Origin of the sequence: Mycetocola miduiensis (assembly GCF_900115155.1) — a bacterium.
Classification (GTDB): domain Bacteria; phylum Actinomycetota; class Actinomycetes; order Actinomycetales; family Microbacteriaceae; genus Mycetocola_A; species Mycetocola_A miduiensis.
In genome coordinates, this window is sequence record NZ_FOVM01000003.1 from 224616 (window position 1) to 250723 (window position 26108).

Genomic DNA, 26108 nt, shown 5'->3' on the forward strand with positions numbered 1-26108 from the left:
CCGCCGTGAGCACAATCGAACTCGAGAAACCCATCACCGCTACCGCCCAGGTCGGTGCAGCGATGGTCGCCCTCTCCGACCTGCCGAGACGCGCGCCACGGGTGCGCAGCCGGCAGCTCTTCCCGAGCGAGCCGAAGGGCTGGCTCGTCGCCACCCTCGCCGCCGGCATCGTCATCGCATTGTTCGCCGCCTGGCAGCTGCTCGCCGATGCCGACGTCGTCGACACCTTCTTCTGGTCAAAGCCCAGCATGGTGTGGGAGTCAGCGGTGATCGCGTTCTCCAACGGCACCATGCTCGGCGACACGCTCTTCACCTTCACCTCAACGATCGCCGGCTTCGTGCTCGGTGTCGTCGGCGGCGCGGTGATCGGTCTCTCGTTCTGGTGGTCGAGGCTCTACGCCCGCACCTCAGAACCGCTGCTCATCGCGGTCGAGGCGATGCCCAAGCTCGCCCTCGCTCCGATGATCGTGCTCGCGCTCGGCATCGGAATCGAGTCGAAGATCGCCATGGCCACGGCGCTCGTGATCATCATCCAGGTGCTCAACACGCACACCGCGGTCCGCGCGGTCGACCGTGACCTGCAGACACTGCTCTACTCTCTCGGCGCGAGCCGCTGGCAGGTGTTCACCAAGGTGGTCGTGCCGTCAACAATCTCATCGATTGTCGCGAGCTTCCGGGTGAGCATCGGCCTCGCACTCACCGGTGCGATCGTCGGCGAGTACATCGGCTCACAAGAGGGCCTCGGCAAGATGATCCAGTTCGCGGCGTCGAGCTTCGACATCTCACTGATCTGGGTCGGGGTCTTCACACTCGGCATCCTCTCGTTTGTGCTTTACCTCGCCGTGCTTCTGCTCGAGAAGCTGCTGCTCCGCGCCATCCGCGGCTAATCCCCTCATCCCCCGTGTGATCCACCCCCTTCTACAGGAGAGCTCCGTGAAAAAGACCGTTCTATCCACCCTGGCCGCGCTTTCGACGGTTGCCGTATTGAGCGGATGCTCCGCGTCAGCCGCCGGTGAAACCTCCGATTCCGAAGGTCTCACCAAGATCATGATCGCCGAACCCGTGCACGGCGTCGGCTACCTGCCGCTCTACGCGGCCATGAAAAACGGCTACTTCGAAGACGCCGGGCTCGACGTCGAAATCACCACCCTCACCGGAGGTGCCCACGTCAATGCCGTGCTCAGCGGCGACGCCTGGGGCTTCATCGGTGGGCCCGAATCAGGAGCCATCGCCAACGCGAAGGGCGCCGAGCTCGTCACCATCGCGGGCGTCGTCAACAAGGCGAACATCTACTGGACGGCGGCGACCGACGTCGAGATCGACCCCGACGACCTGGCCGGCTCGCTCAAGGGCAAGAGCATAGCGATCGGCCGACACGGCGGATCACCCGAGATCATTTCGCTCTACCTCATGCAGCAGTTTGGCATCGACCCGGCCGACATGGTGATCACGAACAACGACCAGTCTGGTTCCGAGATCGCCCTCGTCGAGGCCGGCAAGGCCGACATCGCGGTGACCACCGAACCGGTGCTCGGCCAGGGCATCACCGAGGGCATCTGGACCGAACCAATCGTCAACGTTCCGGCTGAACTCGGTGACTTCGCCTACTCTTCCATCGTCATCGACTCGAAGACCACGAAGGAGGACCCAGACACCGTCAAGGCGTTCACCGCCGCGCTCGGCAAGGGCATGGACTTTGTCCTCACCGACAAGGAGGGCACCGCCAAGCTCGCCGCCACCGAATTCCCGACCATGACCGCCGATGTGCTCCAGCCCACCCTTGACCGGGCCTACGCCGACGAACTCTGGGACGGCATCGACATCTCCGACGAGGGCATCCAACTCGACCTCGACGTCTCCCGCGCGGCCGGGCTGCTCGTCGACGACGGAAAGGTGACCGTCGAGTCACTGCTTGACCGTTCCTTTATGCCGTAAGCACTCGCATCCGCTCCTCATTTTTTTCGAACACGAACAGGACACGAATAATGACGCACTTTCCCTTTCGCTATGACCCCGCACACACGGCCCTCATCGTGGTCGATGTGCAGAACGACTTCTGCTCACCCGACGGATCGCTCGCCGGCGTCGGCAACGACGTCTCGGCCGCCGTGGAGATGGTGCCGCGCCTGCAGGGCCTGATAGAGAACGCGCGTGAGGTCGGCATGCCCGTGGTGTTCATCCAGACCATCCATGACGAGACCAACGACTCGCCGCAGTGGCTCGGCCGCGTCGATGCCGGTCCGGGCACCGAGCGTCCGGGCATCACTTGCCGCACCGGCAGTTGGGGTGGCGAGTTCTACGAGGTGGCGCCGCAACCCGGTGACCACGTCGTGATCAAGTACCGCTACAGCGCGTTCATCGGCACCAACCTCGAGATCCTGCTGCGCACACTGGGCGTTCAGTCGCTGCTTTTCACCGGAGTCGCCACCGAGATCTGTGTCGAGTCGAGCCTGCGCGATGGCCTGTTCGCGGACTACTGGGTGAGCCTCGTCGAGGACTGCGCGGCGTCGTACAGCCAGGCCGCACACGACGCATCGGTGTCGGTGGTCGGCAAGCAGTTCGGCACAGTCACCACGAGCACCGAGCTCGCGTCGATCTGGGCGCCGGCTCAGGCACTCGCCGTCGCGTAACACCCGATCGAAACCGCACCACGCCTCCCGTACCACGCCTCCCGCACCACTCGAAAGGACGACAGCCGTGACGACCCAACCCCGGTCACGGACGATTATCGCGACTGTCGTCCTCGGAACGGTGCTCAACCCCCTCGATGGCTCGATGATGGCGGTGGCGCTCCCCTCCATCCGCGACAGTTTCGCGGCAACGGCGGCGAGCGCCACCTGGCTCATCACCGTCTACTACCTGGCCGGGGCCGTCGCCCAGCCCATCATGGGCCGCATCGCCGACCTGCTCGGAGCTCGTCGTGTCTTCGTCGGCGGGCTCCTTCTTGTCGCCTTGGCTTGCTCTCTCGCCCAGTTCGTTCCCACGATCGAATGGCTCATCGCACTGAGGCTCGTGCAGGCTGTCGGCTCCTCGGTCGCTTTTCCGGCCGGCCTCATCATCGTTCGGCGCAGTTTGCTCGCCGATCCCGACGCCTCTGCTCGCGCCGTTGGATCGATCACCTGGATAAACTCCCTCGCCGCCGTCGCCGGACCACTCGTCGGCGGCGCCATGGTGCAGCTGCTCGGCTGGCGCGGCCCGTTCGTCTTTGGCATCCCCTTCGCGCTGCTCGGCGCCATCATCGCGATGGTCACACTACCGCGAGACTCGGAAGTCGAAAAGGTTCCGAGCACTACGGGGTTATGGACGAGAACGGATGCCCTCGGAGCGGTCCTTCTCGGAACCGCGATCGCTGCGCTCCAAGTTGGCATCGTCGGACTCGCGAACCCCGCGATGCTTCTCTGGTTCGGTGCGTTCGCGATCGCCCTCGTACTGCTGGTCGTTCGTGAGAAGCGTGCCGCCTACCCCTTCATCGACTCCCGCGTTCTGTTCGCGGATCCGAAAACACCCGTCGTTCTGGTGCAGTACCTTCTCGCGAACTTCACCTTCTTCGCGGTGATCGTATCGCTCCCGACCTGGCTGCAACTCGCGCACAACCTCCAGCCGGTGCAAAGCGGACTCGTCACCTTCCCCATCGCCGTCATCGGCGTCACCATCACCCTCCTGCTGAGCCGGTTCGTCTACGGAGGCCACGGCCAGCACATCCTCGTCGGCATGGCCTGCCTGTCCCTCGGCGGAGCCGTCGCCCTGTCCTTCCTAACCCCGGCCACTCCCCTGCTCGCCGCGGCTCTGTTCGCCGTCGCCGCGGCGTCGCCGAACAACCTCACGACGCTCACTCTGCAGAGCTCCCTCTACCAACGGGTGAACTCGGCTGCGACCGGAGCCGCGACCGGACTTTTCCAGACGTTCCGTTACGTCGGAGCGACGCTCGCGTCGACGGTTGTTGGGCTCAACCTCCACTCAACAGACCCGGCTGAGTTGACCGTGGGTATGCGCAACGTCATGCTTTGCGCTGTGGCAGCTGGAGGACTGGCACTTGTGATCGCCCTCCTCCTCCGACCGGGGACCGCGCCAGAGACTCAATCGGTCATCGCTCCGGTAGAAAGTTAGCCATGGACGCAACACGCACTCCCCTCAGCGGGTCGCACCGCGACCGCGTTGTGCTCGCCGCGATAGAGCTGGTCAACGCGCTCGCTCCGGGTCACGAGCATGGGCACGTATTCGCGCCTGGACTTTCGCCAGTGGACGTCGCGAATACGGCAAACGCCGCGTTCGCGGGCTTTTCCGACAACCAATCCGACTTTGAGCCAAGTGACGCGCGAGAAACTCTTGCTCTTGCCCTCTCGCTTCAACGCATTTTTTTCGCCCTTGGGTCCCAGCGTGTGCCAGAGGCGATCGCCCTCCTGAACATGTTGCTCGGCAAATACCCTTCTGCCCTGCACCTCTCGGTCGATGAACCGTGGTCACTGCACTATCACGACCACACGCTGCCGGCCCATGCCGGATGGACCACGGGTAGCGCGGCGGCGCTCGCGTCCTTCGTCTCGTCGGGGCACTGGGCATATTTGGGCACCTGCGAGGCAATCGCCTGCGATCGAGTGTTCCTGGACGTCACTCGTAACACGTCGCGACGATTCTGTTCGGTGCGCTGTCAGAACCGCGAGAAGGTGCGGGCATTCCGTCGACGACGCGAATACTGACCTCGCAGAACACCGAAACGGCGAGGGTCCGTTGAGTCAGGTCCTGTTCCTGGTCGAGCTCGCGGCAATCGCTGTCAGCTCTCCCCTCGACCGAGCGCCCGCTTTGCGGAGCAGATTCGACACGTGGAACTTGACGGTGTTGTCGCTGATGCCCAATTGATCCGCGATCGCACGATTGCGCGCTCCCGATGCCACCAGGCGGAGCACATCGCGCTCCCGCGGGCTGAAGACCACCGAGTCCTCGAGCGGCTCGGCTTCTGCCGGAGGGTCGAGCGGGAGCCGAATGTCGAGGGATGTCCCCCAGCCTGTCGTCGACGACACCTCCAGGTCGCCGTCGAGAACAGCGACCCGTTCGGCGATGGGCCTGAGCGCGTCGTCGTGGGCGCTGATCTCGCCCTGACCGTCGTCGCGGATGCCGATGAGCAAGTTGAGTCCATCGCAGTCCCACTGGATGCGCACCCGTTTCGCCTCCTCCTGGTCGACAAGCGCGAGCACCGCGCTGCGAACGATCGCGCGAGCCGCATGAGCCACCTCCCCCGGCAGCGCCCGCCCGCCGGTCGGCGGTTCGACGAACTGCACGTCCAGGCCGCCGAAGCGCGCGAGCGGACGAAGGTCGGAACGGAGCCGGGCGAACGCCCCATCCACCGGCTCCAGCATGGTGCCCAGCTGTTGGTCGGTCGTGCTGCGTAACTCGATCAGGGCAGCGGATGCCAGATCGAGCGCCGTCGCGCGACTTGCGCGGTCGTCCAGTCGCGTCGAACGGAGGACCGCGAGAATCGACTCGAGCGTCACAGCATGCCGATCAGCCTGCTCCGCCACCGCCTGGGCGTGCTCGAGCTGAAGCCTGCGAGAGACCGGACCAAGGGCGTTGTTGTTGCTCATCGCTTCAACCTACCCGCCCAACCTGTACCTACCGCAATGGGTAGGGCCACTCCACCGCCGGGCGGGCGCGTCGCGACCCCAACCCGGCGACTATGGATACATGACTGCTGCGAACTCCGACGCATTGACGCCCTCAACACCCGGCGTGACGGCATCCCTCTCCCTCATCATGGAGGAAGTCGGTGCGACGACCGACGAGGTGATGACACACCGAGCGGACGACCTCGACGGCCTCGCCGAAACCCTCGCGATTGCCCGGCGGATCTTCGTGCTCGGGGCGGGCCGCTCCGGCATCGCCCTGCAGATGACTGCCATGCGCCTCATGCACCTCGGCCTGACCGTGCACGTCGTCGGCGATGTGACCACGCCGGCGATCGGCCCTGGCGACGTGCTGCTGACGGCAAGCGGCTCGGGAACGACGACATCGATCGTTCGTGGGGCGGATGCCGCGGTGAAGGCCGGCGCCAGCGTCACCGTCATCACGACAGCCGCAGAGTCGCCGTTGGCCGCACTCGCCACCGCCGTCGTGGTCGTGCCGGCCGCGGGAAAACTGGACCGTTCCGGCAACGTTTCTACGCAGTACGCGGGCGGCCTGTTCGAGCAGACCGTCATGCTGCTCGGCGACGCCGTGTTCCACAGCCTCTGGCTGCGTTCGGGGCGGAGCGCAGACGAGCTCTGGCCCCGGCACTCGAATCTTGAATGACACCGCCTCCGTGCATACACGAAGGCTCGCACCACAACCAGAAAGAGACACCATGAAGTTGCAGTTCGCCATGGACACCCTGACCACCGAAGCAGCGCTCGAGCTCGCCGCTGCCGCCGCGCCGCACGTCGACATCCTCGAACTCGGCACGCCGCTCATCAAGAGCGCAGGCTTGTCGGCCATCACCGCCGTGAAGGCTGCGCACCCAGACAAGATCGTGTTTGCCGACCTCAAGACGATGGACGCTGGTGAGCTCGAGGCCGACATCGCGTTCGCCGCAGGCGCTGACCTCGTCACTGTTCTCGGCGTCGCCGGTGACAGCACCATCACGGGAGCGGTGAAAGCCGCGAAGAAGCATGGCAAAGGCATCGTCGTCGACCTGATCGGTGTTGCCGACAAGCCGGCCCGTGCCCGCGAGGTCGTCGCCCTCGGCGCCGAGTTCGTCGAGATGCACGCCGGGCTCGACGAGCAGGCTGAAGAGGGCTTCACATTCGCCACCCTCCTGCGTGACGGAGAAGCATCCGGTTCGCCGTTCTCGGTCGCCGGCGGAATCAATGCGTCGACTATCGCCTCCGTCCAGGCATCCGGTGCCCAGGTTGCCGTCGCTGGCGGAGCCATCTATGGCGCCCCGGATGTCGGCGCCGCTGCCGCGGAATTGCGCGCCGCGATCGTCTAGACCGAGTCGGTGTCCGCATGGGTTCGCGGAACACCCGCGAACCCATGCGGTCTGATCCTGTCGCGGCAAAGCCGCTGCCAAGTTGTGGGAATGACTGAAGCGAAGCCTGTGATTGCATGGCGATCCGCTACCTACGTCGGCTGTTCACGCTCATATCTTCACGTCCAGCGCTGCGCGCACGATGCTGTCGGTGTCTATGCCGTGGTGCCGGTAGACGTCGTCGATGTCGCCGGACTGTCCGAAGCCCGACACCCCTAGATTCCGGGCAGGTACGTTGTTGATGCTGGAGAGGAACGCGAGAGTGTGCGGGTGTCCGTCGATTACTGTCACCTGCGGGACAGCACGGCCGACCGGGAAGACTTGGTCGAGGATCCACGACGGCCCTTCACCGAGCCCGCGCCGCGCTTGCAAGGCCTCGAACAACAGGCCCGGGCTCGTAACGCACACCACCTCGGCCGCCACGCCCTGGTCGGCGAGTCGGTCAGCCGCCGCGAGTGCCTCGGGAACCAGTGCGCCCATCGTCGCGATCTGGACCGCTGGCTGGTCGACCGCGCGCAAAACGTATGCACCGGCCACCACATGACGGCGGCGGCGCTCTCGAGCCGCCGGATCCTCGGGCACTGCGGCGAGCTTTTGATCGATCGGTTTCGTCGAGAGGCGCAGGTACGCCGACTTACCGCCGGGCCGTCCGAGCTGTCCCATCGCAGCTAGTAACGCCCATTCAACATCGACGACGAAGGCGGGCTCGTAGCTCAGGCATTCAGGTTGTTCGAGCCCGATCGACGGTGTCTTGATGGACTGATGCGCGCCGCCTTCGGGGGCGAGCGTGACACCCGACGGCGTCCCGACGAGAATGGATTGGCCTCCCGCGTACATGCCGTACGACCATGGCTCCAGCGCGCGCTCGACGAACGGATCGTAAATTGTGCCGATCGGGAACAGAGTCTCGCCCCAGCGGCTCCACGTGGCTCCGAGCTCGCTGATGAGACCAACAAGGTTCACCTCTGCGATGCCGAGTTCGATGTGCTGGCCGGACGGACGCTCGCGCCAGTGCAGCATTGTTTCACGGTCGTCGTCGAACCAGTCGCGGCGTTCTTCGGTCGACCACACACCGACTTTGTTGATCCAGCCAGCGAGGTTCGTGCTCGAGCTCACGTCTGGGCTCACCGTCACGACACGACGGGCGGCCTCAGGGGCGACCCGAGTGAGGTCGAGGAGGGCGCGGCCGAGGGCTGCTTGAGTGGTGGCGATACCCGTGGGTGTCCGGCCCAGGTCGGTCGGCACCTCCGGGGGGGCACTTGTCTGGATCGTGGGACGCTCGAGGCGCTCGGCCGCGGCTGTGCAGATCAGACCAGCGGCAGAATCCACCGTGAAGCGCGACCATGGCGCCGCAGCGTTCTCGCCGAGCGACGCTGCGAGCTGCTCGTACTGCTCGACTGAGAGCAGCGAGGAGTGGTTCTGTGGGTGCCCTTCGAGCGGCAGGCCATGCCCCTTGACGGTGTAAGCGATGATGACGCTCGGCCGCGTGTCGTCAATCTCGGCGTAGGCACGGCGAAGCGCGTCGATGTCGTGGCCGCCGAGGTTGCGGATCGCGGCGAGAAGGGTCGGGTCGTCAACATCCGCGATAAGCGCGCCAATGGCCGCAGCGTCTACACCGGCGCCTGGCAGCCGCTGGCGTAGGTCATCTGCGGCACAACGTAGCAGCCGCTGGTATTCAGGATTCGACATCTCCAGAAGCCGACGGCGGAGGCTGTCGCCTCCTGGTCGTGCCATCAGGCTCTCGAGCCTACGGCCAAAGCGGACGGTGATCACCTGCCAACCGGCCGCATCGAAGAGCTTCTCGATCTTGCCAGCAGCAATATTCGGGACGACACGGTCGAGCGACTGGCGGTTGAGGTCGACGATCCAGACGATTTCACCTAGGTCCTGCACCGAAGCATCAAGCACCGCTTCCCAGATCGCACCCTCGTCAAGTTCGGCGTCGCCCACCAACGAGTATTGCCGGCCCCGGTTCGGACAACCGGTGAGCGTTTCGGTGTAGCGACGAGACATCGCGCCCCAGATCGGAGCAGTCGAACCGATCCCCACGGATCCCGTCGAATAGTCCGCGGCGTCAGGGTCTTTCGTGCGGCTCGGATAGCTCTGCAGCCCACCAAACTGACGCAGAGTCGTCAAGTACTCCTCGCCAAGCTGACCGGTCAAGTAGTTGATCGCATGAAGTACGGGAGAGGCGTGCGGCTTGACCGACACGCGGTCTTCAGCCCGCAACTGCTCAAACCAGAGCGAGGTCATGATCGTGGTCATCGACGCGCTCGACGCCTGGTGCCCGCCGACCTTAACGCCGGAGGTGTTGGGGCGGACTTTGTTGGCGTGATGGACGATCGACGTGGCCAGCCAGAGAACGCGCTTCTCGATCTGTTGAAGGGCGATGTCACGCTCCGCGCTCTCTATCAAGGCGGCGGGTGTCGTCATCAAGGCGGCGGGTGTCGTCGGTGAATAGGAAAGGGCAGTGATGTTCATGGGAGACCTTCGGCGCTGAAGAGAACGTTGTCCACGGGGCGAACGGGTGTGCGCCGCCGGAATAGCTGTGCGGCAGATCTTGTGGACCGAGCCGTGTTACGCGAGCTTGAAACAGAGCCACGCACGAGTGTTTTGACTTGCAATCTGACCACTCCTGACGATCATGCGCAACACACGATGCGTGAATTGCGCAGGTTGCGCACTACGCTGGGGTACCGATCGAGACGGAGTGATCATTGTGGACACAGCACGGCGGGCCGACGACATCGACGCTGCACTTCTTCGTGCGCTCATCGCAAATCCGGATGCTACGAACCTCGCGCTTGCCGAGGCGACTGGGCTAGCTCGAAACACAGTCAGGGCCCGGCTGGCGCGATACGCCGCCGAAAAGTCTCTGCGGTCCTTTGAACGTCGCCTCGATCCAGCATTTCTCGGCTTTCCATTGGAAGCGTTCATTCTCACGACGGTCAAGCAACGCAAGCTCAGCGCCATTTCGGGGACTCTCGCCGAGATTCCCGAGGTTGTTCAGGTGCACGGCCTCGCTGGAGTGGCTGACCTGCTCGTGCACGTTGTGGCGCGAGACGCCGAGGACCTCTACAGAATTGCCGGTCACATACTCGACATTGATGGCGTCAAGCGGACCACCACCGGCCTGGTAATGGGCGAGTTCGTTGAACACCGGATCGCACAACTCATCGGAGCGGATTCAACGGGATCTCGGCCGGCCGGGCCACGACGTGCCCCTCCACTCCCCCATCGATGAAAAGCGCGGCGTCAAAGTGTTCTCCGACTCAGGCCATTCTCGCCAGGACCCAGGCATCGGAAGACAGGTAATCGCCCTGACATGAACCACACCTCGCTACGCCATCGAGGCCCGGGCTTCATCATCGCCACACCCATAGGTGGCGCGCGAAGCCGCGTTCCAATGCGAAGCACCTTGAACCCGCCGGACCCCCACAAGGTCGAGTAGGCCGGCTTTCGCTCGCCTACCCACTCTTCTTCTTTCTGGCATTCACTCGCTTCGTCGGCCTTCGAGCAGACTGCGGTATCGATCCCCCATGACTTCCGGAGGCATTAGTCCTATCGCGTGGATGGGCGTATCCGGATCCTTACCGTCTTAGGGCGGCGGAGACGTAGAGCACGGAGCGGATATCGCCCGTGCTGGTCTGACCATTCGCTGCCTCGGACGCGAGTCAGCGATTCGCTGGTCATGCGAGAAAACGGTTGCCTATAACAAAACTGTTGACAGATCTCGAACCCGTCTTCCATAATGGTCCAACCATTGGTCATATCAAAACAAAGGAGTTTCGATGCTTCACACCGACGTGCAGGACATCACTGTTGACGAATATCGGGGGCGAGTCGCCAAGACTCAGGCGAAAATGTCTGAAGAGGGCTACGACCTGCTTCTGGCTTGGTCGGACAGCTATCGGATGAGCAATGTTCGTTGGCTCGCGAATTACCGCGCGTTCGACGGCGTGTTCCCCTACCCGGCCATGGTCGTGCTACCGCAAAAGGGCGATCCGATCCTTCTGGCTGAAGGCAGCCTGGTCAGTTACGCGCAGGACTGCACCTGGATGAATGACGTCCGAGGAATCCGCCAGCAGCTCGCGAATGTCCTTCGTGAGTACGCGGCTTCAGGCACGGTGCGCACGGTCGCGATCGCGGGTTACAAGTACCTAGCGGCTGAGTTCCTGGACATCATCAAAGCATCCCTCCCTGATTCCATCGAAATCGTGCCGACCGGCTTCCTCGACTACTTCAAATCGATCAAGAGCGAGGCCGAGATTCGCAACATGGCCGTCGCCGGTCGCTTGGCAGACATTGGCATCGAGGCTGTGCGCCAGAACACTTACGAAGGGGTTTCCGAGCGAGAGCTTGCTCGGGCCGCATACGCGGCAATGTACGCCAACGGAGCCGACACTTCATCGTTCGACATCATGGTGCAGACCGGCGAGAACTCCGCGAACTACTTCCTCGCGCACCCAACTGACCGCAAGCTCCAACACGGCGAGACCATCCTTATCGACATGGGCTGCCGCTACAACGGGTACTCGTCCGACATGGCGCGCGGCGTCTCTTTCGGCCCGGTCTCGAGGGACGCACAGCGAATGCAAGAAACCTGCTTGGAAGCGTGGCAGGCGGGATACGACGCCCTGCGTGTCGGGATGACTGGCGAGGAAGCGGACGTCGCCGCCGACGACATAATCCGCGCCGCGGGTTACAGCCACTCCGCGGGCGAGGGACGCGGTTGCGCGCACGGAACCGGGATGGACCCGGAAGAGGAAGGCCCCGTGATCGGTCCTGGTAGCGATTGGGTTTTGACGGCAAATCAGAGTTTTGCCTTCGAGGTAACCCTCCTGCTCCCGGGCATTGGAGGGACCCGCATCGAGGACGTCGTGATCCTCCGTGAAGAGGGTGCTCAGTCTTTGACCCACTACGACTACGTCAACAACTGGGATTGGGTGACCAAGCCGGCTGACGCTCCTGTCATCCCGAAGCTCAACCACCCCATCGAGCTTCCTTAACGAAATGGGAGCCGCAGACATGAACGCGGTTGTTCTGGAGTTGAAAGACATCAGTAAGTCTTTCGGTGCAGTGAACGCTCTCACTGGAGTCGACCTGACGGTTCACGCGGGCGAGGTGGTCGCGCTGGCTGGCGACAACGGAGCTGGCAAGTCGACCCTGGTGAAGATCATCACCGGTGTCCATGCGCCCTCGAGCGGTAGCATGAAGATCAACGGCAAGCTCGTTCATTTCAACACGCCGAAAGAAGCAGCCAACGCAGGGGTGGCTGCGGTCTACCAGGATCTCAGCCTGTGTGACAACCTCAGCGCCGCGGCAAACCTCATGCTCGGCCAAGAGCCACGTAGGCGCGGCTGGCGAGCTTGGCTGGGCATGATTGACACCGACGCCATGCACGTCAAAGCGAGGACGGCGTTATCTGACCTCGGGATCAGAACCCTGGCGAGCACGGAAACACTTGTGAGCTTTCTCTCGGGTGGACAGCGGCAAGCAATCGCAATTGTTCGCGCATCGCTGGAGGAGGCGAACATCATCGTCCTCGACGAGCCGACTGCGGCCCTCGGTGTGCGCGAACGAGACCTCGTCTACTCCCTGATCGAGAAACTCAAGTCATCGGGATACGGGATCGTCCTGATCTCGCACTCCGTGCCCGAAATCCTACGGCTCGCTGATCGGGTGTCGGTGCTCAGACTTGGCCGCATTGCGACGACCCTCGTAGGCGCGGAGATGGAGGGCGATGCGATCGTCTCGGCCATCACTGGATCGAAGGTAGAAGAAGGTGAGAAGGTATGACGACGACCGCTCTAGATTCACGGCTCGCCCCTTCGGCGGCCAAACCCGTCGAAGGCTTCTCGAATCAGGCGTACTCCATGAGGCGTGAGAACGGGGGCTACAATCCGGTCCCCGGTCTGGTGGCCCTCGCGATCATCTACGTGTTCTTCGCAGCTGTTGCGCCAGTGATGCTGGGGAGCTTCACACTCCAGAGCATCGTGCTGTCCATGGTGAGCTACGGGTTCGTCGCTCTCGGTGTTGTGCTCGTGCTCACTCTCGGTGAGATCGACCTCTCTGTCGGTTCGGTCGCGGGTCTCGCATCCGCGGTCACGGGCACGCTCCTCCAAGTGATGCACTTCCCCTGGTGGGTCAGCATCATCGCGGGAATCGCGGCAGGGATGGCGGCCGGCGTCATACAGGGTCTCCTCGTAACCAAACTTGCCGTTCCCTCGTTCGTTATCACTTTGGGCGGTTTGCTTAGTTGGCAAGGATTGCAGCTGATGATCCTGAATGACACCACGCTGAATGTCGTTAGCGACGAGTTGGATGTCATCGGCAGCGGAGTCGTAACTCAGCCTGTCAGCTGGTTTCTTGCACTCGTGGTGGTCGTGGTCTGCGGCCTCGAGCGATTCGTTCCCTTGATAAGAAAGGGAGCGTCCTCAGATGCATGGCTACGGCGTGGCGCTGCGGTAGCGGGCATCGCGATTGCAGCGTTCGGTTGCGTCGCTCTCTTTAGCCGAGGCAGCGGTGTACCGATGGTCTTGTGGATCTTCGCGGGGCTAGTTGGTCTTATGGGATTTATTCTCCAGAAGACGCGTGTTGGTCGAGCCGTGTACGCGGTCGGCGGCAATCGGGAGGCAGCACGCCGTGCCGGATACCGCCCCGATTTGGTGCGAGTGGTCGTGTTCGGTCTCTCCGGTGGATTTGCCGCACTCGGCGGTGTGTACATCACAGCCCGCGGAGGAACCGCGGACACCTTGACCGGCAGCGGCAGCCTCGTCCTGATAGCCATCGCTGCGGCCGTCATCGGTGGGTGCAGCCTTTTCGGCGGCCGCAGTTCACCTTGGGCCGCGTTCATCGGAGCCGCCGTGCTGGCGACCCTGGTTCAAGGTCTCAACATCACCAATCAGGGCGCGGATCTCCAGCTGATCCTTCAGGGTGCGATCCTCGTTGCAGCCGTCGCGGTCGACGCTATCTTGCGCCGACGCATTGCAAACCGCACTTCCGCACCGTCGCGTTCATGGCTCAGCCGGCGCTTTGGACGCGGTGATCGACCGGCACCAACACAACAATGACCGAGGCAACACCATCCACCTGAAGCACCTTCACTATAGAGAGGAACAACGATGTTTTTCACAAGAGGTTCACGCCCCCCGAAAGCCCACCTGCTCGTCCGCACGCTGGCGGTTGTACTGGGAACTACGGCACTGCTAGCGACGTCAGGATGTGGCGCCATCATCGCCGAGGAGGGCACCGGGAAGAACGACAACTCCGGGGACGACACCAAAGTCGTGGCTATGTTGATGTCAGACAGCACCACCTCACGCTGGTTCCAAGTCGACGTTCCCAACGTCACCGATGCGCTTGAAGAGATCGATCCGGAGGCAAAGGTGATCTCGTTCAACGCGGAGAGCTCACCCGACACGCAGCTCTCTCAAGCTCGTACGGCGATCGCGCAGGGAGCAAAGGTTCTGATCGTCGTGTCCGTGGACCCGACCTCGGCAGGCGCAATCGTGGACCTTGCGCATGAAAATGATGTACAGGTGATTGCGTACGTGCACCAGATCACCGAGGCGCCGATTGACTATTTCGTGGGTTTCGATCCCATTGCCATCGGAAACCAGGAGGGACAATTCGTCGCTGATAACACCAAATCAGGTGACAACATCGTCCTGATCAACGGATGGGAAGCAACCTCGCTCGCGCACGTGTTCCGTGAAGGGTACCTGGAGGTCCTGCAGCCACTGTTCGACAGCGGTGAGCGAACCTTGATTGGCGAGGCATTCACTCCCGAGTGGCTCGCGTCAGAGGCTCAGTCGCAGATGGACGCATTCCTCGCGCAGTCCGGCAACGACGTCCAGGCGGTGCTCTCAGAAAACGATCAGATGGCGGGCGGCGTAATCGCATCGCTGAAGACCGCAGGGCTCGAAGGAAAGGTCATGGTTACCGGCCTCGACGCAGAGCCCGCCGCGCTCCAGCGAATTCTGTTGGGCACTCAGGCAATGACCATCTACCCCGCCTTCAAGACCGAGGCGACCAATGCCGCAACCATCGCCGCAGCGATCCTCAATGGTGAGACACCGGATGAATCTTTGTTCGGCGGTGAAGCCGTCGATACGATCGACGGTGAAACGGCGCCGTGGGCCGTCACTGAGACTGTCGTCGTCACAAAGGAGAACATGCAGGTCGTCGTGGATGATGGATATATCAGCCTCGATACCCTGTGCAACGGAGTGCCTGCCGAGGGCGTCTGCGGTTAGTCGAGAATGCGTCCTGGGGCCGGGATAACATGACCGGCCCCGGGACCCCGCCGCTAAGGAGAATGAGCATGACCGAGCGCAACACCGAGTCAGAGGCGGAACCACAGCCCTTCATCGGGTTCTCGCAGTTCGTGATGAATCATCCCTTCCGCATCGCCAATGTTGAGACGATCAAGGAAGCGGCTCGACGGGCCGGCGCTCGTATCGTCGTGACAGACGCAGAGGGCAGCGCGGAAGTGGAAGCTCAGAACGTGCAGTGGATGCTTGATCAGGGGGTCGATGCTGTGATCATCAGCAGCCTGTCGGGAGCGGAATCCCATGAAATGTACCGCCGTGTCGCCGAAACGGGCACACCACTGATTATCTTCGCAAGCGGGCTGCCTTCCGATGAATATGACGTGCCGTACACGACTTACGTTGGGTCGAACGAAAAATGGGTGGGGGCACAGGCAGCTGAGTACATAGGCAAACGGCTTGGAGTCAGCGGCGGTAAGATCGTCGTGCTCTACGGACCGATGGAGTCCTCGAACGCTCGGCTGCGCGGTAGCGGATTCAAGCTCGAACTCGAACGATCGTATCCGCAGGTGGAGATCACCGGGCACCTAACAGGCGACTGGCTACGTGACTCGGCGTTCGAGCTGATGACGCAATACTTGACTCAGCATCCGCACGTGGATGCAGTGTTCGCCGAGAACGATGAGATGGCGCTCGGGGCGATGGACGCTTTGGTCCGTTGGGATCCCCATGCGAGTACTTTCATCGTCGGCGTGGATGGTCAACAGGCCGCATTGTGTGAGATATGGTCAGGCGGACCCTTCGCAATGACAGTTCGAACCGAGTTTGATGGCGACGCCGCCGTTCATGCGGCCATCGACGCACTGCGTGGTCGGGACGTGCCGAGTCGCATTGAGTTGGCGGCGTCAGTGATCACAGTCAAGAATATCGACCAGTTCCTGCACCAGCGCCGGACGACATGGTGAGAGGAGAATCACGATGACCGAGAGCCATGCGTCCGGGGCCGGCGACAACTTGGACCCTACCGAGAACGGAGGCGACATCCAGGAGGTCCGTCGTGTGCGCTCGTTCGAGGGGATCGTCGACCAGATACGCCGGGCTATCTTCAGCGGTCGATACTTGCCTGGCAGCCGTTTTGCGTCCGAGCGAGATCTGGCCAAACAGCTTGGCGTGAGCCGGACTACACTGCGCGAGGCGCTTCGCGCCCTGGAGTCTGAGGGTCTAGTGGAAGTGCGCTTGGGAAGCGGGGGCGGCATCTTCGTCTCCAAACCGAGCGCAGCGCGGGTCGGTAAAGCCTTGGACTCGATGCTCGTTCTGCGGCGGACAAACCAGTGGGAGATCGAGGAGTTCAGGCGCGATTTCGAGTCTCAGAACGCTTCACTCGCTGCGCGCCGAGCGACTCACGAGGACATGGAAGTGATCTCCAACAGCCTTAATCGTCTCCGCGCGGCTATGGGCGCCAGCGGGCCACCTTCTGGGCAGCTCGATCGGCTCACCGGGGATGTCCATATAGCCATTGCCGCGGCGACCCACAACGACGTCCGTCTGTCGATCATGATGGCCCTAATCCGGGCGACCTCGCGTGTCCTGGCTCAGCGACCGAACTCCCGCACACGTCGCGTCTATGCCCACGCACTCGCCGACTATGAGGATATAGTTGCCGCCATCGCGCTTCCAGACCCCGATCGGGCCGCGGCTCTAATGCTGCAGCGTCTCAATCACATCTCATAGACCTAACGCGCGGAATCGTCCTCGAGCGCAGTGATAACTTGAGCCGTGGTACCGCGTTGGCGCTGATCGGCCATTCGCTTCCAATCAATTAAGCCGGTACTGGTCTGTTGGGCCGTGGACGGTCACCACTCAGCTCTTGACCGGGCTTCCATCGACGCCGGACCCATTGGTAGCGCAGGGCCTCCTCGAGACGCAGCGCGGCCGCGGCGGAGGTTCGTTCGTGCGCGAGCAGTGGACGTCGACGTCGAACGCGTCGGTGCACCGCACTCTCAGCGGGCGCTGGAACGAAATGCGCGACACCTGCGAGGCGGTAAGCCGCTTGCACGGCACCATTGCCCGAGCCGCGGCGGAGAACCGCACGGACGATGACATCGAGCGGATACGCGAGCGCCTGCAGGCCTTCCGGCTCGCGGAGTCTGGGCTCCAGTCGCAGAAGGCCGACGAACTGCTGCACATCGCAATCAGCGACGCCGCCCACAACGCGACCCTGCAGTCGGTGCTTGTGGAACTCGAGTCGCGCGTAAGCATCTCGGCCCCCGCACACCTCTGGGGCGAACCCGGCGGCATGCGCCAGATGGAAGCCCGCGCTCTCATCGACCACGAGAACCTGGTCACCGCTATCTGCAACGCCCAGCCGGATGCCGCCAGCGCGATCGCACGTGAGCACGCCCGCATCGACCTCGAGCTGCTCGAGGCAGCGCTTCACCGGGCGGGTGCACCGCTCGACAGCATGTAACAGATGCCACAGCGGGCGGTGCCACTTTCGCCGCGTCGATCGTGTACTGGGAGAACTCCCGCACATCCGTTGCCGAATGGGTTCCACGGTTGCGCCGAAGGGCGGTCGGCTGGAGGGCGGCGATTACCGACGCGATCGTACCGAATTCGATTCCGACGGCCTTCGCCGTCAGAGGTCTCCGTCCCGGGTCGCCGAGTCGTTCTTCGAATCCGACGAATCGGGCCCTTCGCCATGCAAAATGCGCAGTGCATCCCGCGCCCAGGCAGTGTCCACGAGGACCTCGTAACGGGTGGCGCGCAGCGTCGCGGCCGAGACGAAGTTCCGCTGGCTACTCATGAGCGCGTAGCTAATCGCGCCGATGACACCACCGATGATCGCACCGGCGATCAACCCGTAGAGGGCCAGAAGAAGTCCTGCAACGAGGGGAGTCAGCCAGCTGAAGAGGGTGAACAGCCAGCAGATCAGCAAGCCTGTGAGCGCTCCGCCGAGGGCACTGCGACCGACCGCCGACCACAGCGTGAGACGCCCGGTGACATGCTCGACCCACTGCAGATCGTCCCCGACGATTCGTGTATGCTCCACGGGGAAGTCCCGGTCCGCCAGCCTCTTGACGATGGCTTCCGCTTCGCGGTAATCATTCACCACCGCCAGAACCTGGCTGTCATGCCCCACGTCGGGCGAAGACGACGTTCCTGAAACTGTCATGTCGAAATCACCGGCTCACGGGAACATCGGAGGAGGCGGCAGCCGCGTCGTCAGAGGACGAGCTGATTGTCACCTTGCGGGGCTTGCTCGACTCGTCCACTGGAATCTTCAGGACGAGCACACCGTCGCGGAGCACGGCTGACAGCCGTTGGCTATCGAGACTGTCCCCGAGATAGAGCTGCCGGACGAATTCGCCCCGGGGGCGTTCGTCGATAAGCAGCTCGTCATCCGGTCCGCGCAACCCCTTTCGGCGAGCACGTATCGAGACGACGTTGCGCTCGACCCTGACATCGATGTCGTCGTTGGAGACGCCAGGCAGGTCGATTGCGACCGTGTACTCGTCGCCGTGCCGGAACGCTTCGATCGGCACCGCCCACGTGCGTCTGTTCTGGGGCAGGCTTTGCTCGACAGCTCGCTCCACATCCCGGATCGTGTCGAACCCCATCAACGTCATGATTCCTCCTGATTGCTGGTTGGCTGGATGCCGGCCGACTGGCAGCTGCTTCGGCGGTCTCGTTCGTCGGCTGAACTGATTCGCCGGCTGGACCCGTGAAAAGAGCCAACGCGGGAATTGCACCACAGTCTGGCCCGGATTTGGAGGGGGGTCATCGGTCTGGGTGGACAGGACTGCGCTCGCGGAACTGACCCATTGTGACAAGTCCGATGCGGACCGGGGATCCACGGACCTGCAGTTGCGGCGAACCCCGTCAGCGCTGCGGCACCCCCCTGTCGACCGGTCGTGATGGACTGGACCGGATGACCAGTTGACCGCCCGCCGACGGCCGTCCGCCTGGGCTGCAAACGGTGGGACCTGGCGATTGCGCTAGGCGGCGCATCCATCGGCAATGTTCTGCCATCGCAGGCCGATACGGCGAGTCGGGCCGGCGCGTAGCGTGAGCGGTCGTGGGCGCGGCGGTCGCCGCGACCCGATTCGTCGAAATTCCGATACCGAGGAGCCGTTCATGGCCAGCGAAATCCAGCCGACACCGATCGAAACAGAGTTCATCGCGGCTGTCCAGTCAGGTCCGTTGACGCAGGTCGAAGTGATCGAGGCGACCGATGGCGCAGGGCTGGTCGTCACTGCAGTTGCGGTCGACCCGGAGACTGGCGGCGATGTGCCGGTCGGCATCGCCCTCGATCCCGACGGTGCCGCGTTCGTCGTGACGATCGCGCGCGAGGAGATCATCATCCCGCTGGACGAGTCCTCGGAGCAGGCGTCCTCCTCGAAAGATTCGAGGCACATCGAACCCCTCCGGAAGCTTCACGAACTCGCCACCGGGCTGGAGCAGGAGGCGAAAGGAAAGGCGCGACAGCTCGCCGAGCGGCTGCGGCGGAAGCGGGACAGCTAATCTGATACGGGCATGCAGTGACCGCCGCCCCCTCCATAGCTGTCTCGACGCTGACAAACCGAGGGCACGAGCACGCTGCCTCACCGCTGTGTGGCGAAACCACGGAACCTGGGCAGACAGGAGCCTCGGTGAAGATGTGCGTCGCGTGACCATGGCAACGCGCGTAGCCTTCTTCTATCGACGCGTAGCCTTCTATCGAGAGGTGGTCACGGGATGGGCGGCTCAGACCCCACCAGCGCGGGAGCGCCGGTCTCTGACGGCGGCCCGCACTCGTGGCTGTATCGAATCTTCCTGGCGGGGTCGGAGATGTTCGAGCGCCCGACCCCCAGCGACACGTTCCGCATCGCGAGCAACACGGTCGCCGCGATCTCGGCCTGCACGGTGATCGCCACCTACACCGTCGAACAGGGGCGTCTGCGCAGGTTCTCCGGCGCGCCCGACGCGAAGCTGGATCTCCTGGTGGAGGCCGCCGATTATGCCGACGGCGTTCTCCCGAGCACGGACGGCGCTTGGCGGTACGCCCTCTTCCTCGCCGGCAATTCGGTTCAGCACGGGTGTCTCGTCATCCGGTCGCAGTTACCGCCGTCCAGCGATGAGCTGTTCCTTCTGAGCGCACTCGCAAAACCGACGGGAGCCGCGCTAGCGACCTCCGAGTTGCTCCTTCGCGAGCGCCGCCGGACTGCCGAGCTCCGAAAGCACAGTGAAGCTCAGGCCGACATGAATCAGGCGATGTCGAGCACGATTCAGCGGCTCGGGGCGCGGCAGCGCGTCCGCGATTCGTTCGCGACAGCCGTGGCCTCCGGCGGGGGTGAGACCGCGATCCTGGAGGCGCTCCGCGCGCTGACCGGACGGCCCGCGGTGCTTCAGGACTCCTTCGGCGACGAGCGGGCACGAGCCGCCCCCGAGGACCAGCGAGGGCCGAGAGCGGCTCTCGAGCAAGACGACACTTTGCCGACGACCGACCGGGCCGTTCAGGAGTGGTGCGCGTCCGCCGTCCGCTCGAACGGCCAACTCCTCGGTTTCGTCGGCATACTCGATGCGGACCACACCGTGACGGACGACGATCGGATCGCGTTGGAGTATGCGAGCACTTCCCTCGCGATTGAGCTTAGCCATCGCCGGAATCTGGCTGAGATCGAACTGCGCCTCGGACGGGACCTTGCCGCCGATCTGGTGTCGGGAGCGGACGCCGAAGGATCACGGATCCGCGCTGAGGCACTCCATTACGACCTTGGCCAGCCTCAGCGAGTCGTGCTCGCCTCGTGGGTGCTCCCTTCCCCGAAGGGAATCCAGACCGGTGCAGCACTCCGGCAAGCGCTCACGGCGCTGCAGGTCCCGGCGCTGGTCTCGCAGTATCGAGACTCGTCGCATCGGGACTCGGCCATGGCCGTCGTCGCGGACGATCGAAACCGGTCCGGGCTTTACGAGCAGCTCGCAATCGCCTTCGGCAGCCCGAAGGGGTCGATCGGAGTCGGAGGACGCTGCTCCGTGGCTGACTTGCCGACATCGTTCGCACAGGCGCGCAGAGCCCTGCGGATCCGAACCGAGTCGCGGGAACCGTACGGGCTCAGCAATCACGACGATCTCGGCCTGCTCCGGATACTGGACAGCAGCGACGGCGGTGCGGAAGTGGAGAGCTTCGTGCAGGAGTGGCTCGGCGTCCTCCTCGATCACGACCGGGTGCACCACTCCGAGCTCGTGCACACTCTGAGCGTGCACCTGGACTCCGGCGGGAACTACGACCGCACGGCCGCGGCCTTGATCGTCCACCGGAGCACCGTCCGGTATCGGCTGGGCCGTATCGGCGAGTTGACCGGTCGCGACCTGTCCGATCCAGACACCCGGTTCCACCTGCACGTCGCGACGCGCGCCTCCGCGGCGGTTCGTGGCGGCTCGCTTTGAACGCCCTCATAAATCGGATGTGCGCATGGCGAATGCAAGCCTGGAGCGGCCTCCTTCTCCGTCGGCGGAGAGAAGGCTTCATAGCGTTGGGCTTGGGAGATCCCCGCTCATCTCTCGGATCGCTGTCGTGACCCGAGCGGACTCATTTTGCCCACGGTCCGTGCAAACGGCCGGCAGGAAGAAGTCCACCTCACGATCGCTCAACGTGACGACGGGAGGGATGGAGGGGTTGACCCGCTGATTCGGACCGTGCAACTTCGCCCGAGACCGTGGACGTCGGGGCGGAAGTGGGTTCTCGTAGTTGGAATGGCGTGCGCTGACTCCGCCAGTTGCGCTATGCACGTGAACCGTTCGTTCGGAGATTTCTCTCACGGGCTGATCTGTGCTGACCTCGCCCGTTCGGGAAGGTTCACTGCAACGACACCGACAATGATCAGGCCAATTCCTGCCCCTTTGAGCACGGTCGCTTCCTCTCCCAGTAAGGCAATACCAATCGCAGCAACAGCTGCCGTACCCGCCCCCGACCACACCGCGTAGGCGACCCCGAGTGGAATGCGCCCGAGACAACGAGAAAGCAAGAAATAGCTCATCGCGTAGAGAATAAGGACCACCCCGCTGGGCACCGGCAGGGTAAACGTTTGAGTGGTCGGGAGCAGGCTGGTCGCCACAACTTCCAGCGCGATTGCGCCGAATAAAAGCAGCCAACTGGTTGCCAGGCGTGGACCCAGGACCGGTGTATCACGTGTCACTTCGCTCATTCAGGCTACGCCTCCAAGGTTGAGCACAACGACGCCGGCGACGATGCACAGGATTCCGCCGATTTTTTTCATCGAGGCGGACTCTTGGAAGTAAAGGATTCCGATCAGTGCGATAGCGGCAGTGCCGATCCCAGCCCAGAGAGCGTAGGTGATCCCCAACTCAAGAGTTCGTAACGTCTGCGCCAAGAAATAGAAGGCAACTACATAGAGGGAAGCGACCGCGATGCTGGGCGCAAGCCGACGAAAACCTTCAGTGCGGGGTAGCACGGCAGTGGCAACAACTTCTGCGGCGATGGCGAGACCCAACAATATCCACGTCATTTCTGCTCCCTTACGTACAAACCTTCGTTGCTCCACTGCCACCTATCTACCGCTGGGCTCCGCCTTCGCTTCCCCTTCGCCAAGTTGCGGATCGGCACCGCAAGAAGAGGACGGGAGCTGGGCCACGTCACCTGCCGCTACCGTCCTATCCTGGTCAGCGGGTGGCGCCCAGAAACGAACGTCGACGCTAACCTAGCGTCCGCTAACCGCATCTGCGATCCGGGCCGCTATATGCGTGCGGGGATTGGCGGTCTCGTATTCGCGTCGATCTGCGAACCGGTATGCCGAATAGAGTGTCGAGGCGCCGATCCACCGCAGCGGTTCCATTTCCCAGTTTCTCGCCCTGTGATTGACCCAGGGAAGAGCCGTCAGCGCAGTCTGTTCGCCAAGTATCAAGTCACGCACGGTCCGCGCGGCGAGATTCGTGCCGCTTAGGCCGTGTCCGACATAGCCGCCAGCGGTAGCGATCCCGGCGGCAGGGTCGTAGGTCACAGCCGCCGACCAGTCGCGAGGCACACCGAGGACTCCCGACCAGGAGTGATGCAGGCGGGTTCGGCCAAGTCCGGGGAACAGCTCTCTGAGCCGCGTCGCAAGCTGGCCGATCGCCTTCTGAGCCGTCTTCCCATCCCTATCAAAGCTTGATGCGAAGTTGTACGGGACCCCCCGGCCGCCGAGGGCGATCCGACCATCAGCGGTGCGCTGGACGTACGCGAAGCTGTGCGCCATGTCACCGAGCAACTCAGCGCCATTCCAGCCGACGGAATCCAGTTCGGAATCACTAAGGCGTTCGGTGACGATCATGCTGCTATTCATCGGCAGGAGCCGACGCCTCTGTCCCGGGAGAGAACTCGTGTAGCCCTCCACTGCCTGAACGATGTTCCGAGCGCCCACTTCTCCTTTGTCTGTGGTGACGACGTGTGGGCTGATGGCCGTCACCGTTGTGCCTTCGTATATCCGGACCCCAGCGCGCTCCGCCGCGGCCGCGATGCCCTGGACGTAGTGCATGGGGTGCACGCGGGCGCAATGAGGGGTCCAGTACGCGCCAAGGGCGCCACGGACTCGGACGCGGTCCGAGAGCTCTGCCGGACTCAACTCGAACAAGTCGTCGTCACCCCAGCCGTTCTGACGCAGCGACTTGAGATTGGAGCGCATCCGTGTGAGTTGAGCCGGGTTGGTTGCCACATGGATGAGACCGTCCTTGTCGACGTGCTCGCCAAACCCTTCTGCATTGGCCACGCGGACAGATTCGTCAACGGCGCCGAACATCTCTCGCTGGAGGGCGATAGCGCTGGCATGCCCGCCTTCACGTGCATAGTGCCGGAACAATCCCGCCGGTTTCGCGCTCATCCAGCCGCCATTGCGGCCTGAAGCGCCGAATCCGACGAACTCCTGCTCCAGAACCGCAATCGTCAACGTGGGGTCGCTCTGCTTCAAGTAGTAGGCAGTCCAGAGCCCTGTTAAGCCTGCGCCAACAATGGCCACGTCAACCTCTATCGGTCCCGTCAGCGCGGAACGAACAGATGGGCGGCCGGAGTCGCGCAGCCAGTACGAGACTCCCCCGTTGGCGAAGGTGTTGCTGAGTCCTTGGATATTGCTCACCAGAGGTTCCTGTCTTCCTCGATTTGTCCCGCCCACGTTCACGGTGGAGTGCGTTCATTGGGGTGCCGCGCAGGCCCTCATCGGTCGCCCGTGGGGGCCTGCGCCGTGCAGTCTGCTACGCGAGGATTCTCGCTTTGCGGCGCTGATAAGTGAGTTTCATCAGCACGATGTAGACCAGCATCGTCGTTGCCACCGCGGGCAGAGTGGCGGTGGTGTATGGGAACACCGGGGCGGACGTGAAGGTGATCGGGTCGAGGATCAAGAAGAAGACCACCATGCCGACAGCAAGGCTGATGAAGCCGACGAGATTGAACCCGCCGGTGTACCAGTATGCCGATCCACGTGAGTCGCTAAACAGACCATCGATGTCGAGCTGCTGCCTGCGGACGATGAAATAGTCCGCTATCTGCAGCCCGCAGAGTGGCCCGAAGACAACGGCGGAGAGCGTCAGGAAGGTACCGAAGTTCTCGTAGAACGGTTCAGCCGCGAACACGATGACGGCAATCGAGACAATCACAGACACCCCGGTCGCGCGACGCCAACTCAGCCTCGCATCGATCGAGGGCTGCTGCTTCAATGCCAGGGCAGCGGTGTAGACACCGACCATTGTCGTTCCTATGTTGGAGATGATGACAAAGGCGAATGCCGGCAGCGCTAAAGCGAGGCCCCCCATTTGGAAGAGCCCAGCGATCGGGTTTCCAGCGGATCCAGGAAAGAGCAGTTCGGAATAGAGACCGATCAGGCAGATGATCGCGACGGCCAAACCAAGTCCGAGAACCACCGGGAGGATGGACTTTCGAGTGCCTTTGTTGAAGCGGCTCATGCCCCCGACATATGGCCACCAAGACAACGCTGTGGCGAGCATCAGTTCGATTCCCGTTGTGTAGTCGAGGATGGGGTTGTCACTCGCGAAGGCGGGTTGGGCAGCGAACAGTTTCTCGAACCCGAGGGAGGCGACGATCGCAATGATGACCATGAGGCCTAGTGCGATCACCGACGTCGCCACGATCGGGCCGACCCGCCGAAGGATGCCAGGGCCGCGGCTAATGAAGAGGAACACGACGACAAGACACACGATGCTGGTCGCACCTTGCACTATCCATGACAGCTCCGCTGGGATCAAATCGAGCGCAACAGCAAGGTACGCCGCCGATTTTCCGCTGAGGATCATGAGGGTTGTGCCCCATCCGATCGTGAACAGGAAGATCAGGGCGACGCTGACGCGTGATCCGCGGTTACCGAACACGACTCGGGTCGATCGCACCGCTTCGAGTCCGTATCGGGTGGCCATCGGCACGGTCGCGAGCCAGACCAGGAACATGCCGGCGAGCATGGCGGCTGGCATGACGATTGTGCCCTTGCCGGCCGGCAGGTAATAGGCCACGTAGGCACCGATGATGAAACACCAGGTGGCCACGGCGGCCTGTGCGGAGCTGAAGAACAGTGTTCTGGGCTTCCACTGTCGCTCGCTGGACAGCAGCGGGAGTGACCCTTCGGTGCCGGAGACCGAAACTCCATCCATGGATGTTGTCACAGGAACCACCCCACAATCAGCGCGCCGATGGGCAAGACAACGGTGAGGATGATGAGCGGCAGATACTGGCGGCCGTGGAGCTTCGGTTCGAGGGCGTTGGAGTGCCACTCTCTGAGGCGAGTCTGCATCTCGCGTTGATAGATGTCGGCGGTGATGTTCGAGACGGTGGTTGTTGTGATGGCGTCGGCGTTATGAATGCTCAT

General features: G+C 63.1%; 26 protein-coding genes. 17 read left to right on the forward strand and 9 right to left on the reverse strand.

Features of this window, described 5'->3' with window-relative positions; all coding sequences use genetic code 11:
• Positions 1 to 5 precede the first annotated feature (5 nt).
• From BM197_RS06915 to BM197_RS16595, 5 genes are all read left to right on the forward strand, one after another.
• Positions 6 to 887 (forward strand): ABC transporter permease, encoded by an 882-nt coding sequence (locus tag BM197_RS06915; RefSeq protein WP_090710023.1) that lies wholly within the window; start codon positions 6 to 8, stop codon positions 885 to 887.
• A gap of 46 nt (positions 888 to 933) precedes the next feature.
• Entirely contained in the window at positions 934 to 1935 is a 1002-nt protein-coding gene (locus BM197_RS06920; RefSeq protein ID WP_090710025.1) for an ABC transporter substrate-binding protein, read from the forward strand.
• A gap of 50 nt (positions 1936 to 1985) precedes the next feature.
• Positions 1986 to 2630 carry a cysteine hydrolase family protein gene (locus BM197_RS06925; protein WP_090710026.1) on the forward strand — a complete coding sequence of 215 codons (645 nt, stop codon included), beginning with the start codon at positions 1986 to 1988 and terminating at the stop codon, positions 2628 to 2630.
• 67 nt (positions 2631 to 2697) lie between these two features.
• Complete coding sequence (locus BM197_RS06930) at positions 2698 to 4107, forward strand: MFS transporter (protein WP_090710028.1); 1410 nt, start codon at positions 2698 to 2700, stop codon at positions 4105 to 4107.
• A 2-nt stretch (positions 4108 to 4109) separates the two neighbouring features.
• Positions 4110 to 4697 (forward strand): CGNR zinc finger domain-containing protein, encoded by a 588-nt coding sequence (locus BM197_RS16595; RefSeq protein ID WP_090710030.1) that lies wholly within the window; start codon positions 4110 to 4112, stop codon positions 4695 to 4697.
• Between the two features lie 36 nt (positions 4698 to 4733).
• On the opposite strand, the gene BM197_RS06940 is transcribed toward BM197_RS16595, so the two are convergent.
• Positions 4734 to 5579, reverse strand: coding sequence for a helix-turn-helix transcriptional regulator (locus BM197_RS06940; protein WP_090710032.1), 846 nt, complete (start codon positions 5577 to 5579; stop codon positions 4734 to 4736).
• A 100-nt stretch (positions 5580 to 5679) separates the two neighbouring features.
• Between BM197_RS06940 and hxlB the strand changes: the two genes are divergently transcribed.
• The gene (gene hxlB / locus BM197_RS06945; RefSeq protein ID WP_090710034.1) at positions 5680 to 6282 is read left to right on the forward strand and encodes a 6-phospho-3-hexuloisomerase; all 603 of its coding nucleotides are present in this window, start codon (positions 5680 to 5682) and stop codon (positions 6280 to 6282) included.
• Between the two features lie 52 nt (positions 6283 to 6334).
• Positions 6335 to 6958, forward strand: coding sequence for a 3-hexulose-6-phosphate synthase (gene hxlA, locus BM197_RS06950; protein WP_090710036.1), 624 nt, complete (start codon positions 6335 to 6337; stop codon positions 6956 to 6958).
• 150 nt (positions 6959 to 7108) lie between these two features.
• Here the strand turns inward: hxlA and BM197_RS06955 are convergent, their stop codons facing one another.
• Positions 7109 to 9430, reverse strand: a complete 2322-nt coding sequence (locus tag BM197_RS06955) for a transketolase-like TK C-terminal-containing protein (protein WP_090710241.1) — start codon at positions 9428 to 9430, stop codon at positions 7109 to 7111.
• Positions 9431 to 9716: 286 nt separating this feature from the next.
• On the opposite strand from BM197_RS06955, the gene BM197_RS06960 reads away from it, so the two are divergent.
• The 8 genes from BM197_RS06960 to BM197_RS06995 all read left to right on the forward strand — a co-directional run bounded on the left by BM197_RS06960 (position 9717) and on the right by BM197_RS06995 (position 17737).
• Positions 9717 to 10241 carry an Lrp/AsnC family transcriptional regulator gene (locus tag BM197_RS06960; RefSeq protein ID WP_245762431.1) on the forward strand — a complete coding sequence of 175 codons (525 nt, stop codon included), beginning with the start codon at positions 9717 to 9719 and terminating at the stop codon, positions 10239 to 10241.
• Between the two features lie 547 nt (positions 10242 to 10788).
• Positions 10789 to 12006, forward strand: coding sequence for a M24 family metallopeptidase (locus BM197_RS06965; RefSeq protein ID WP_090710040.1), 1218 nt, complete (start codon positions 10789 to 10791; stop codon positions 12004 to 12006).
• A 19-nt stretch (positions 12007 to 12025) separates the two neighbouring features.
• Positions 12026 to 12796, forward strand: a complete 771-nt coding sequence (locus BM197_RS06970) for an ATP-binding cassette domain-containing protein (protein ID WP_218151839.1) — start codon at positions 12026 to 12028, stop codon at positions 12794 to 12796.
• Positions 12793 to 14070, forward strand: coding sequence for a sugar ABC transporter permease (locus tag BM197_RS06975; protein ID WP_090710043.1), 1278 nt, complete (start codon positions 12793 to 12795; stop codon positions 14068 to 14070). Before BM197_RS06970 ends, BM197_RS06975 begins: the two co-directional genes overlap by 4 nt.
• Before the next feature lie 51 nt (positions 14071 to 14121).
• A complete protein-coding gene (locus BM197_RS06980) occupies positions 14122 to 15255 on the forward strand; it encodes an ABC transporter substrate-binding protein (RefSeq protein ID WP_090710044.1) in 1134 nt (377 codons plus the stop codon).
• 68 nt (positions 15256 to 15323) lie between these two features.
• A complete protein-coding gene (locus tag BM197_RS06985) occupies positions 15324 to 16235 on the forward strand; it encodes a substrate-binding domain-containing protein (protein ID WP_177216754.1) in 912 nt (303 codons plus the stop codon).
• 13 nt (positions 16236 to 16248) lie between these two features.
• Positions 16249 to 17001, forward strand: a complete 753-nt coding sequence (locus tag BM197_RS06990) for a FadR/GntR family transcriptional regulator (RefSeq protein ID WP_090710047.1) — start codon at positions 16249 to 16251, stop codon at positions 16999 to 17001.
• 220 nt (positions 17002 to 17221) lie between these two features.
• Positions 17222 to 17737, forward strand: coding sequence for a FadR/GntR family transcriptional regulator (locus BM197_RS06995; RefSeq protein ID WP_143095020.1), 516 nt, complete (start codon positions 17222 to 17224; stop codon positions 17735 to 17737).
• A 168-nt stretch (positions 17738 to 17905) separates the two neighbouring features.
• Here the strand turns inward: BM197_RS06995 and BM197_RS07000 are convergent, their stop codons facing one another.
• Positions 17906 to 18442, reverse strand: coding sequence for a general stress protein (locus tag BM197_RS07000; protein ID WP_177216755.1), 537 nt, complete (start codon positions 18440 to 18442; stop codon positions 17906 to 17908).
• Between the two features lie 7 nt (positions 18443 to 18449).
• On the reverse strand, positions 18450 to 18896 hold the full coding sequence (locus tag BM197_RS07005) for an Hsp20/alpha crystallin family protein (protein ID WP_090710050.1): 447 nt from the start codon (positions 18894 to 18896) through the stop codon (positions 18450 to 18452).
• 508 nt (positions 18897 to 19404) lie between these two features.
• Between BM197_RS07005 and BM197_RS07010 the strand changes: the two genes are divergently transcribed.
• Both BM197_RS07010 and BM197_RS07015 read left to right on the forward strand, forming a co-directional pair.
• Positions 19405 to 19791 (forward strand): hypothetical protein, encoded by a 387-nt coding sequence (locus tag BM197_RS07010; protein WP_090710051.1) that lies wholly within the window; start codon positions 19405 to 19407, stop codon positions 19789 to 19791.
• Between the two features lie 213 nt (positions 19792 to 20004).
• Complete coding sequence (locus BM197_RS07015) at positions 20005 to 21693, forward strand: PucR family transcriptional regulator (RefSeq protein ID WP_090710053.1); 1689 nt, start codon at positions 20005 to 20007, stop codon at positions 21691 to 21693.
• Between the two features lie 368 nt (positions 21694 to 22061).
• Here BM197_RS07015 and BM197_RS07020 read toward each other — a convergent pair whose 3' ends face one another.
• From BM197_RS07020 to BM197_RS07040, 5 genes are all read right to left on the reverse strand, one after another.
• Positions 22062 to 22451, reverse strand: coding sequence for a DMT family transporter (locus tag BM197_RS07020; RefSeq protein ID WP_090710054.1), 390 nt, complete (start codon positions 22449 to 22451; stop codon positions 22062 to 22064).
• Entirely contained in the window at positions 22452 to 22772 is a 321-nt protein-coding gene (locus BM197_RS07025; RefSeq protein ID WP_090710056.1) for a DMT family transporter, read from the reverse strand.
• Between the two features lie 192 nt (positions 22773 to 22964).
• Positions 22965 to 24371 carry an NAD(P)/FAD-dependent oxidoreductase gene (locus tag BM197_RS07030; RefSeq protein ID WP_245762432.1) on the reverse strand — a complete coding sequence of 469 codons (1407 nt, stop codon included), beginning with the start codon at positions 24369 to 24371 and terminating at the stop codon, positions 22965 to 22967.
• A 115-nt stretch (positions 24372 to 24486) separates the two neighbouring features.
• Complete coding sequence (locus tag BM197_RS07035; protein ID WP_090710058.1) at positions 24487 to 25893, reverse strand: purine-cytosine permease family protein; 1407 nt, start codon at positions 25891 to 25893, stop codon at positions 24487 to 24489.
• Positions 25894 to 25901: 8 nt separating this feature from the next.
• Positions 25902 to 26108 carry a hypothetical protein gene (locus BM197_RS07040; protein WP_090710059.1) on the reverse strand — a complete coding sequence of 69 codons (207 nt, stop codon included), beginning with the start codon at positions 26106 to 26108 and terminating at the stop codon, positions 25902 to 25904.

What these genes read in the sequence shown, in the direction of transcription:
- BM197_RS06925 (WP_090710026.1), top strand. Translation starts at nt 1,986, where the DNA reads ATGACGCACTTTCCCTTTCGCTATGACCCCGCACACACGGCCCTCATC.
- BM197_RS16595 (WP_090710030.1), top strand. Translation starts at nt 4,110, where the DNA reads ATGGACGCAACACGCACTCCCCTCAGCGGGTCGCACCGCGACCGCGTT.
- BM197_RS06940 (WP_090710032.1), bottom strand. Translation starts at nt 5,579, where the DNA reads ATGAGCAACAACAACGCCCTTGGTCCGGTCTCTCGCAGGCTTCAGCTC.
- hxlB (WP_090710034.1), top strand. Translation starts at nt 5,680, where the DNA reads ATGACTGCTGCGAACTCCGACGCATTGACGCCCTCAACACCCGGCGTG.
- hxlA (WP_090710036.1), top strand. Translation starts at nt 6,335, where the DNA reads ATGAAGTTGCAGTTCGCCATGGACACCCTGACCACCGAAGCAGCGCTC.
- BM197_RS06955 (WP_090710241.1), bottom strand. Translation starts at nt 9,430, where the DNA reads ATGACGACACCCGCCGCCTTGATAGAGAGCGCGGAGCGTGACATCGCC.
- BM197_RS06965 (WP_090710040.1), top strand. Translation starts at nt 10,789, where the DNA reads ATGCTTCACACCGACGTGCAGGACATCACTGTTGACGAATATCGGGGG.
- BM197_RS06970 (WP_218151839.1), top strand. Translation starts at nt 12,026, where the DNA reads ATGAACGCGGTTGTTCTGGAGTTGAAAGACATCAGTAAGTCTTTCGGT.
- BM197_RS06975 (WP_090710043.1), top strand. Translation starts at nt 12,793, where the DNA reads ATGACGACGACCGCTCTAGATTCACGGCTCGCCCCTTCGGCGGCCAAA.
- BM197_RS06980 (WP_090710044.1), top strand. Translation starts at nt 14,122, where the DNA reads ATGTTTTTCACAAGAGGTTCACGCCCCCCGAAAGCCCACCTGCTCGTC.
- BM197_RS06985 (WP_177216754.1), top strand. Translation starts at nt 15,324, where the DNA reads ATGACCGAGCGCAACACCGAGTCAGAGGCGGAACCACAGCCCTTCATC.
- BM197_RS06990 (WP_090710047.1), top strand. Translation starts at nt 16,249, where the DNA reads ATGACCGAGAGCCATGCGTCCGGGGCCGGCGACAACTTGGACCCTACC.
- BM197_RS07000 (WP_177216755.1), bottom strand. Translation starts at nt 18,442, where the DNA reads ATGACAGTTTCAGGAACGTCGTCTTCGCCCGACGTGGGGCATGACAGC.
- BM197_RS07005 (WP_090710050.1), bottom strand. Translation starts at nt 18,896, where the DNA reads ATGACGTTGATGGGGTTCGACACGATCCGGGATGTGGAGCGAGCTGTC.
- BM197_RS07010 (WP_090710051.1), top strand. Translation starts at nt 19,405, where the DNA reads ATGGCCAGCGAAATCCAGCCGACACCGATCGAAACAGAGTTCATCGCG.
- BM197_RS07015 (WP_090710053.1), top strand. Translation starts at nt 20,005, where the DNA reads ATGGGCGGCTCAGACCCCACCAGCGCGGGAGCGCCGGTCTCTGACGGC.
- BM197_RS07020 (WP_090710054.1), bottom strand. Translation starts at nt 22,451, where the DNA reads ATGAGCGAAGTGACACGTGATACACCGGTCCTGGGTCCACGCCTGGCA.
- BM197_RS07025 (WP_090710056.1), bottom strand. Translation starts at nt 22,772, where the DNA reads ATGACGTGGATATTGTTGGGTCTCGCCATCGCCGCAGAAGTTGTTGCC.
- BM197_RS07035 (WP_090710058.1), bottom strand. Translation starts at nt 25,893, where the DNA reads ATGGATGGAGTTTCGGTCTCCGGCACCGAAGGGTCACTCCCGCTGCTG.
- BM197_RS07040 (WP_090710059.1), bottom strand. Translation starts at nt 26,108, where the DNA reads ATGAGCATTCATAACGCCGACGCCATCACAACAACCACCGTCTCGAAC.